This window comes from Microbacterium sp. K41, assembly GCF_004794395.1.
Lineage (GTDB): Bacteria > Actinomycetota > Actinomycetes > Actinomycetales > Microbacteriaceae > Microbacterium > Microbacterium sufflavum.
Genome location: NZ_SSDO01000422.1, coordinates 1 through 9,625, shown reverse-complemented (window position 1 = coordinate 9,625; position 9,625 = coordinate 1). Strand labels below are relative to the sequence as shown.

The following is a 9,625-nucleotide window of genomic DNA, read 5'->3' as shown; positions in this document are numbered from 1 at the left end:
TGGCCGTGGCGCCGCCCGGGGTCGTCAGCCAGCCGCAGGCCGCGTCCGCCGCCGAGTACCTCACCGAGACCGCCGCGTCCATCAGGGCCGCCGCGGCCGCGGCCCCCGCCTCGGAGACGACCGCGGTCACCATCACCACCAGGCACCTCGGGATGGTCGGCGGCCCGAACACCGTGTTCGCCCCCTTCGGCGACATCCGCGCCGGAGCCACCGGCGCCGTCGTGTCGCAGTGGAGCGGCACGTACCGGCTCGACGCCGACGGCACCCTGCACGTCACCGACCAGATCCGCTTCCACTCCACGGACGTCTACGGGGACGAGGCCACGGTGGCCGCCGCGTGGAACGACTACTACGGCAGCACGGAGATCGGACCCCTCGGCACGCCGCCCGTGACCGAGGACCCGCACTCGATGGAGGTGTCACGGGAGACGCTTCCGGTGTCGCCGACGGACTTCCCGCACGACCCCGCCGCCTTCCTCGAGGCCTGGACCCAGGGCATGAAGGATCTGATGGACGCGGAGATCGCCGAGTCCGCGGAGCTCGTCGACGACCTGGAGGAGAGCGGGATCCTCGACTCGACGTACGAGCGGTACGACGTGCCCGCCGCCGAGCACATGCTCTCCACGCTCTCCACCTCGACCCTGCTGCAGACGGGATCGCCGGAGTACCGCGCGACCTTCCTCGAAGCCCTCGCCCTCGCTCCGGGCATCACGGTCGAGGAGGACTCCACGGCGGTCAAGGTGCTCGCCTACGCCTCCGACGAGCAGCGCTATCGGCTGTCGATCGACCCGGCGGCCGGTGCCGTCGTCCAGATCGACGAGTTCTTGCTGGCCGTGCCGGGACAGCTGTGGAACCGCCACACGAAGGACGACCCGCCCGTCGAGGTCGGCTCCGCCCCGTTCCTGCCCGACGGCATCCCCTCCCGGTCGAGCACGTTCCGCTCCGCTCCTGCGAGCTGAGCCGTCCTCACCCCACGGCGCCCCTCCCCGGTCCACCGGTGGAGGGGCGCCGTCGTCGCCCCGCACCCGCGCAGACCTCATCTATTGTTGAGGTCGAGCGAAGGGAGCGCACGATGGAACCCGAAGACCTGCTTCCGATCGGCGAGGTCACCCGGCGCACCGGCGTCGCCCCCTCCGCGCTGCACTTCTACGAGCAGCTCGGCCTCATCTCGTCGACGCGCACCGCGGGGAACCAGCGCCGCTACCGCCGGCACATGCTCCGCCGCGTCTCGCTGATCGTCGTCGCCAAGCGCATCGGCATCCCGCTCAGCGAGGTGCAGGAGCTGTTCCAGACGCTGCCCATCGACACGCCGCCCTCGCACGCCGACTGGCGCCGGGTCGCGAAGCTGTGGCGCACACAGCTCGAGGAGCGTCGCACCCAGCTGGAACACCTGCAGCGCGAGCTCACGGGGTGCATCGGCTGCGGCTGCCTGTCGCTCAAGGCGTGCCGCCTGCTCAATCCCGACGACACCCTCGGCGACGACGGTCCGGGCCCCCGCCGCATCTGACCGGGCACGTCGCGCTCGACGTTCGTCCAGCGCGGATCCGACGATCGGCCAGACCTCTGCGCCGGGCCGCCAGGCCGCCCGAACGGCGTTGTGCCTGTAACGAGTAACCCTTTACCTTCTAGACGGCACACGGCCATCCGTGTGCCGTCCTCACGGTCGCGGGCTGTCCCGACAGCCAGGCGCGGGTGCGCGTCCACGAGGGAACCGATCATCACGTCGTCGCACGGTGTCGTCGCGCCGGCGTGATCGACCAACCATTGAAGGGATACCCGTGGATTCCACAGCAGCAGTACTCTCGCGACCACCCGGTCGCGTGCGCCGATTCACGAGCATGCTCCTGGCATCGCTCTTCGTCACCTCGGCACTGGTCGGGGTGAGCACGCTCGGAGGCCCCGCTCCGAGCGCCGAGGCCACCCAGAGCTGGGGCACGACGACGCTTCGTCAGACCAACCAGTTCTTCGCCTACGTCAACGCCGGCGAACAGCTCACCGGCGACATCTCGAAGCTCGTGCGAGGGGTCGGATCCCAGTCGGCCACGCTCCGGGCCACATCGCCGTCCGGTGAGACGTTCGAGTGCACCGTGGCCGCCGACGCGGTCGTCGGCACCGCCTGCACGTTCGGCACCCAGACGGCGGCGGTCAGCGGCATCTGGACGATCGACTTCGTCCGTCCCGTCGCCGACTCGCAGGCCGCCGCCGGCACCTTCCAGTGGAACATCACCGTCAGCTCGGGCGGCACGCCGATCCCCGGCCGCGTGTGGTCCGACGACTTCATCATGGAAGACACGGAACCGGCGACCTTCGACCTCTGGTACGTCGGCTCGACGGGCTACCAGTACCGGTCGACGTACTCGGACTTCCGCGGCATCTCGAGCCGGTTCCAGGTGAACCAGTTCGGCAACGTGATGCCAGGGACGTGCACGCCGTACTACGGCAGCGCGGCCATGGGAGCGCCCACCGGCTCGGAGATCCCCGGCATCGAGCCGAGCGACTCGTGCGGTGTGCCGTACCACATCTTCTTCGAGACGCCCGCGGCCGACCTCCCCGCGTCGGCCTCTGCCGTGGACGGCAGCCACTTCGTGCTGCCCGCGCCGGAAACACCGGACATCTCCGGCTTCGCGTTCGCGCCCGCCGGCAACGACACGCGTGCCGGCACGTTCACCTTCACCACGAGCGGTCACGTCGGCTCGGTCGACCTCTGGGTCGACGCGGACGCCGACGGCTTCTACGGAACCGCGGGCGATCGCCTGATCACCGTGGCGGTCAACGGGGACGGCGCGCAGACGGTGTCCTTCGACGGACTCGACGCCTTCGGAGCACCGATTCCCGCGACGACGCAGTTCGCCGCGCGCGCCGGTATCTCCAAGGCGGGTGAGATCCACTTCGTCAACTCCGACATCGAGAGCCGCGGCGGCATCTCCGTGACCGCGATCAACGGCCCGGCGGCCGGGTCGTCCACCCTGTACTGGAACGACACGACCCTGGAGCTCGCGAACCACCGCACGGACTGCCTTCCGCCCGTGATGGACGGACGGGCGGGGACGGCGAGCGCTGTCCCCGGCGGCGTGCACGGCTGGCCCTGCGACATGAGCATCCAGCCCAACAACGCGAACAACGGCGTCGACGGCCCCTGGGGCGACGTGCGCCACATCGACGACTGGACCTTCACGCCGGTCGACGAGCAGGAGCAGATCATCGTCGCACCCGCGGCGAACTACACCGTGGTGAAGTCGTCCGACCCGGCCGACGGCGAGTCGGTCCAGTCGGGTGACGTGGTGACCTACACGATCGACGTGGCACAGGTGGGCAACGTCCCCGCGGACGCCACGCTCACCGACGACCTCGCGAACGTGCTCGACGACGCCGCGTACAACGGCGACGTCGCCGCCAGCACGGGAACGGTCGACGTGACCGGAACCACCCTGTCGTGGAACGGCACCCTCCCCGTGGGCGGGACGGCGACGATCACCTACTCCGTGACCGTCGACGACATGTCCGACCTGCCCGCGGGCGACTACAGTCTCGGCAACGTGGTCACCAGCCCCGGCTGTGCGACCGCGGACGACTGCTCGACGGTGCACCCGATCGGCGCGTACTCCGTGGTGAAGACCTCGGACCCCGCGTCCGGCACGACCGTGTCCGATGATCAGAAGCTGACGTTCACCGTCACCGTCACCGAGACCGGTCAGGGTTCCGTGGACGGCGCGACGCTGACCGACGACCTCTCCGACGTGCTCGACGACGCCACCTGGAACGACGACCTCGTCGCCTCCGCCGGCACGGTGTCCTTCGACCAGGACAGCGAGCAGCTGGACTGGTCGGGCGACCTGGCCCCCGGCGCCGTCGTGACGATCACCTACTCGGTGACCGTCACCGGAGACGGCGACCAGTCGCTGATCAACCAGGTCACCAGCCCCGGGTGCGCCTCGCCCGAGACGTGCGGCACGACGCACCTGTACGGCACCTACTCGGTGGTCAAGGAGTCCGACCCCGCGTCGGGCACCGACGTGGCCCCCGGTGACACCATCACCTACACGGTGACCGTCACCCAGGCGGGTACGGGCGCGGTCGACGCCGTGCTCACGGACGACCTGACCGGGGTGCTCGACGACGCCGTGTGGAACGGCGACCTGGCGGCCGACCTCGGCACCGCGTCGTTCGATCCCGCGACGAACGCCTTCACGTGGAACGGCACGCTCCAGCCGGGCGAGGTGGCCACGATCACCTACTCGGTCGGGGTCAGCGGCGCCGGAGACACCGACCTGCTCAACGTCGTCACCAGCCCGGGCTGTGCCACCGCCGACGTCTGCTCCACGGAGCACTTCGTCGGGGCGTACTCCGTGGTCAAGACGTCCGACCCCGCACCGGGGACGGCCGTCCAGCCGGGGGACGTCATCACCTACACGGTGACGGTGACGCAGACCGGCAGCGGGGCGGTGCAGGACGCCGTCCTCACCGACGAGCTGCCCGAGGTGCTCGACGACGCCACGTGGAACGACGACGCGGAGGTCTCCGCCGGTGACCTCGACTACGACGAGGACACGCAGGAGCTGAGCTGGACCGGCGACCTGGCCGTGGGCGACGTCGTCACGATCACCTACTCGGTGACCGTGACCGCCGCGGGCGACACCAGCCTGACCAACACGGTCACCAGCCCGGGCTGCCTCACGCCGGAGGACTGCACGACGAACCACCTCGCGGGTTCCTACTCCGTCGTGAAGGACTCCGATCCCGCCCCGGGCACCGACGTCGCCACGGGTGACACGATCACCTACACCGTGACCGTCACCCAGTCGGGCCTCGCCGCCGTGACGGGCGCGACGCTCACGGACGACCTGTCCGAGGTGCTGGACGACGCCACGTGGGACGACACGATCACCGCCACCAGCGGTGCCGCGACGTTCGACCCGGCGACGGCACAGCTCGCCTGGACGGGCGACCTGGTTCCCGGCGCCGTGGTGACGATCACCTACTCGGTCACCGTCGTCGAGGGTGGCGACACGACGCTCACCAACGTCGTGACCAGCCCCGGCTGCGAATCCGAGTCGGTGTGCACCACCGAGCACTACACCGGCACCTACGCCGTCGTGAAGAGCTCGGACCCGGTGTCGGGCACGACGGTCGCGGCCGGCCAGGTGATCGACTACACGATCACGGTCACGCAGGACGGTGCCGGGTCGGTGGCCGCACTGCTGTCGGACGACCTGACCGGTGTCTTCGACGACGCGTCGTACAACGGCGACGTGGCGGCGAGCCTCGGCACGGTGGCGATGGACGGCGCGAACCTCACCTGGAACGCGACGCTCGCGCCCGGCGAGATCGCGACGATCACGTACTCCGTGACCGTCGGGGCGATCGGATCGGGTGACGGGCAGCTGCCCAACGTGGTCACGAGCCCGGGCTGCCAGAGCGAGACCGACTGCGCCACGGTGCACCAGGTCGGCGCGTACACCTTCGAGAAGACATCGGACCCCGCACCGGGACGGGTCGACCGCGGCGACGTGATCGACTACACCCTGACGGTGCGCCACACCGGCGTCGGACCGATCCCCGGTGCGCGGATCCTCGACGATCTGACCGCGGTGCTCGACGACGCCACGTACAACGACGATGCGGTCGCGTCCGCGGGGACCGTGACCCGTGACGGCGTGGACCTCACCTGGACCGGCGACCTCGTCGCGGGTGACGTGGTGACGATCACCTACTCGGTGACCGTCACGGGCAACGGTGATGGCGACATCGACAACGTCGTCACCACCGACGACCCGCGCGGCGGCTGCGCGGCCAACGAGCCGTGCCGCACCGAGCACGACGTGCCGCCGATGCCGGGCCTGGCCACCACCGGTGGCGAGCTGCCGGTGTGGTCGGTGCCGATCGCGCTCCTGCTCCTGCTGGTCGGCAGCGGCGTGTACGTCGTCGCCCGCCGTCGTCGGAGCGACATGAACGCCGAGTAGTCGACGGTGCTCGACGGGAGCGGGGTGGCCATCCAGCCACCCCGCTCTCGTCGTCTGCGGAGCCGCTTCGACGCATGCCGTGCGGCGTATGCGGGCCGGGTTAGCCTGAGGACAGCGATCGGCATCCGCCCTTGGCTTCCACAGCTCAAGGGCTCCCGATCGACAGGAGAGCATCATCTCTCTCACCCGAACCGCCTCCCCCGCCTCCACCCTCGGCCCCGTCCGCCAGACCTACGCGGGCACCGCCGAATTCCCCCCGATGACACGGGCGTACCGCGACGTGCAGCAGGTGGTGAAGGAGACCGGGCTGCTGCAGCGCACCCCCGTGTTCTACTCGCTCGTCGGCGGCGCCCTGCTGCTGGCCCTCGCCGGCTGCGTCACCGGCTTCCTGCTGCTCGGCGACAGCTGGTTCCAGCTGCTCATCGCGGCGGCGCTCGGCATCGTCTTCACGCAGATCGCGTTCCTCGCGCACGAGGCAGCGCACCGGCAGATCCTGTCGTCCGGTCCCGCGAACTTCCGCCTCGCGCGCATCCTCGCCGGGATCGTCGGCATGAGCTACCACTGGTGGGACTCGAAGCACACCCGCCACCACGGCAACCCGAACCAGGTCGGCCGCGACCCCGACATCGAGGTCGACACGATCTCCTTCCTCGAGACCGATGCCGCGCAGTCCCGCGGCCTCGTGCGGCTGATCACCCGCAAGCAGGGCTGGCTGTTCTTCCCGCTGCTCACGCTCGAGGGCCTCAACCTGCACTACATCGGCCTCAAGCACCTGCTCACCCGCAAGAACGTGAAGGGCCGCTGGATCGAGCTGTCGCTCATCGTCGCCCGGTTCGCGATCATCCTGATCCCGGTGTTCCTGATGCTGCCGCTCGGGATGGCGTTCGCGTTCCTCGGGGTGCAGCTCGCGGTGTTCGGCGTGTACATGGGCGCGTCGTTCGCCCCGAACCACAAGGGCATGCCGATCATCGCGCCCGACGCCAAGCTCGACTTCTTCTCCAAGCAGGTGCGCACCTCGCGCAACATCCATGGCGGCCGCTGGGTCACCTGGCTCATGGGCGGCCTGAACCACCAGGTCGAGCACCACCTGTTCCCCAACATGTCGCGCCTGCACCTGGCGAAGGCGCGGGAGATCGTGCGCGACTACTGCGCCGCCAACGGCATCGCGTACACCGAGACGAGCCTCGTGCGCTCCTACGCGATCGTGATCGACTACCTCAACCGGGTGGGGCTCGCCGCGCGCGACCCGTTCGACTGCCCCGCCGCCGCGCAGCTGCGCCGCGCCTGACCGCCGCCGGCCGACCGGGGGCGCCCTCGCGGCGCGGGAGAATGGACTCCATGTCCGCGCGTTCTCCCCAGCGACTGCTCTCCTCGGTCCGCCGGCTGCTGCACACCGACCCGTCGAGCGTCGCGCACACCGAGGCCCTGCCCGTCATCGACGAGCGCACCGTGCCGCGCGTGCTCGACCTCGCGACCCGCATCGGCGAGTCGATGTTCGCGGTGGGGGCGTCCGCGCACGAGGTGACCCTCGCGATCACCCGCGTGTGCGAGGCCTACGGGCTCAAGGGCGTCCAGGTCGACGTCACCTACAACTCGATCACGGTGTCGTTCCACCTCAGCGGGGAGGTTTGGCCGGAGACCCTGGTGCGCGTGGTGCGGGTCGCCGCCCCCGACCACGCCAAGCTGCAGCGCGTGCAGGCCCTGGTCGCCGACATCGACGCCGGGCTCGACCTGGAGTCCGCCCGCACCGCCTTCCGCGTGATCCGGCGGATGCCGTTCCGCTACCAGCAGCCGGTCGTGATCGTGGCCCGTGCGCTGCTCGCGGTGGGCGTGAGCATCATGCTGGGCGCCTCCCCGATCATCGTCGGGCTCACGTTCGTCGCGGCCCTGTGCGCCGCGCTCACCCAGGCCGGGCTCGCGCGGCTGCGGGTGCCCCTGTTCTTCAGCCAGATCGCGGGCGGGTTCGTGACGACGGTCGTCGCGGTCGCGGTGTCCGCGCTGGGCAGCGCCGGCGTCGAGCCCTTCGTGGGCATCCGGCCGTCGATCATCGTCGCGTCCGGCATCGTGCTCATGCTTGCCGGACTCACCGTGGTCGGTGCCGCGCAGGACGCGATCGACGGTTTCGCGCTCACCGCGGGCGGTCGCATCCTCGACCTCACGATGCAGACCCTCGGGGTCGTGATCGGCATCCTCGTCGGGCTGGAGCTGGGCGGCGTGCTCGGCTTCACGATGGGGCTGCCCGACGACCCCGCCCCGTTCGGGCCGCTGCTGAACCAGTTCGCCGGTGCCGTCATCATCGCGGTCGCCGTGGCGGTGTTCAACGGCGCGGGACTGCGGATCATCCTGGTGAGCGCGCTGCTGAGCGCCCTGACGCTCGCCGGGTACGCGGGCACCGTGGCGCTGCACCTCCACCCCGCGGCGGCGAGCGCGGTCGGCGCGCTGCTGGCGAGCTTCGTCGGCATGCTGATCGCGCACAACCTGCACGTGCCCTCGGTCGCGGTGACGACGGCCGCGATCGTGCCGCTCGTGCCCGGGGTCGCGGTGTTCCAGGGGCTGCTGGAGATGGTGCACGCGGCGGGCACCTCCGCCGGGATGCTCGCCACGGGCGGCTCGCTCATCGACGCCGCGGTGATCGGCATCGCGCTCGCCTCCGGCGCCTCCCTCGGCCTCTACCTCGGCACCCCCGTGCGGGCGACCCTCGCGGGCGTCGCGAAGACCAGGGCGCGCGTGCGGCGCTGACGCGGGCGCGGCGGCTCAGGTCGCGCGAGGGGTCGCGGTGAGGTCGAGCGCCCACTCGTTCACGGTGAGGTCGGCCCCGCGGAACCGCTCGGTCGCCACGCCCACGAGCTCAAACCCGCCGCGGCGGCACACCGCGTTGGAGGCCGGGTTGTCGACCGCGGGGAACGCGAGCAGCAGCTTCCGGCCCTCGTGGTGCTCGCGCGCCTCCGCGACGAGGAGGGACAGCGCCCGCGCGGCGACCCTCCGCCCCTGCGCCGCGGGCAGCACGAACCACCCGGTCTCCCACGAGGGGCCCGCGCTCCCCTCGACCTTCCACCGCCCGATCGAGCCGAGCGGCGTACCGCTCTCGTCGACGATCGCGAACATCCGCGCCTCGCCGTCGCGCTGCAGCCGGAGGTACCGCTCGTGACGCGCCAGGATCTCCTCCTCGCTCTCCGGTCCGTTGAGATGCGCGGTCATCTCCGGGGTGTTGGCGGCGTGCAGCAGCGGCAGGTCGGCGGGCGACCACGGCCGCAGGGCGAGGGTGTCCATGCGGGGAGTCTGCCGTCGACCTCCGACATCCGCGACCGATGTCGGAGGTCGCGCCTACCGTCTCCCGCATGCCAGATCCCGTGCCGACGTGGTGGGCGAGACGCCAGTTCTCGCGCGGTGCCGCCGTGCCCTACGCGGTGGGCACCTACCGGTCGGCGTGGTCGGCGTATCCCGAGCTCGTCCGCCAGTACCACCCGGAGCTGAACCACGGCATCGCGCTGTCGCAGGTGCCGCTGGCCGCCGACGTGCTGCTGTGCTGGGAGTGTCCGCTCGGGCACCGGTTCGCGGCCACCCCGACCGAGCAGCGCGAACGACCGGGGCGCGTGCGGCGGCGTTCGTCGTGGTGTCCGGAGTGCTCCGCGCTCGCCCGCCCGCAGCCGGTGGTGCTGGGCGAG

Annotated in this window: 7 protein-coding genes; 6 read left to right on the top strand and 1 reads right to left on the bottom strand. The window is 71.0% G+C overall.

Going from position 1 to position 9,625, the window contains the following annotated elements:
- The 5 genes from DW309_RS19675 to DW309_RS13300 form a co-directional block, all read left to right on the top strand.
- Positions 1 to 959, top strand: a 959-nt coding sequence (locus DW309_RS19675) for a hypothetical protein (protein WP_205812767.1), incomplete at its 5' end; no start/stop codon positions are given.
- Between the two features lie 113 nt (positions 960 to 1,072).
- Entirely contained in the window at positions 1,073 to 1,507 is a 435-nt protein-coding gene (soxR, locus tag DW309_RS13315) for a redox-sensitive transcriptional activator SoxR (protein ID WP_136034779.1), read from the top strand.
- Between the two features lie 331 nt (positions 1,508 to 1,838).
- Entirely contained in the window at positions 1,839 to 5,960 is a 4,122-nt protein-coding gene (locus DW309_RS13310; RefSeq protein WP_136045645.1) for a DUF7927 domain-containing protein, read from the top strand.
- A 259-nt stretch (positions 5,961 to 6,219) separates the two neighbouring features.
- Complete coding sequence (locus tag DW309_RS13305; protein WP_136034775.1) at positions 6,220 to 7,248, top strand: fatty acid desaturase family protein; 1,029 nt, start codon at positions 6,220 to 6,222, stop codon at positions 7,246 to 7,248.
- 50 nt (positions 7,249 to 7,298) lie between these two features.
- On the top strand, positions 7,299 to 8,699 hold the full coding sequence (locus DW309_RS13300; RefSeq protein ID WP_136036643.1) for a threonine/serine exporter family protein: 1,401 nt from the start codon (positions 7,299 to 7,301) through the stop codon (positions 8,697 to 8,699).
- Between the two features lie 15 nt (positions 8,700 to 8,714).
- Here DW309_RS13300 and DW309_RS13295 read toward each other — a convergent pair whose 3' ends face one another.
- Positions 8,715 to 9,230: a GNAT family N-acetyltransferase gene (locus DW309_RS13295; RefSeq protein ID WP_136045644.1), complete on the bottom strand. Its 516-nt coding sequence runs from the start codon at positions 9,228 to 9,230 to the stop codon at positions 8,715 to 8,717.
- A 68-nt stretch (positions 9,231 to 9,298) separates the two neighbouring features.
- Between DW309_RS13295 and DW309_RS13290 the strand changes: the two genes are divergently transcribed.
- Positions 9,299 to 9,625: zinc-ribbon domain-containing protein (locus DW309_RS13290; RefSeq protein ID WP_240753219.1), on the top strand; the 327-nt coding region annotated here is incomplete at its 3' end.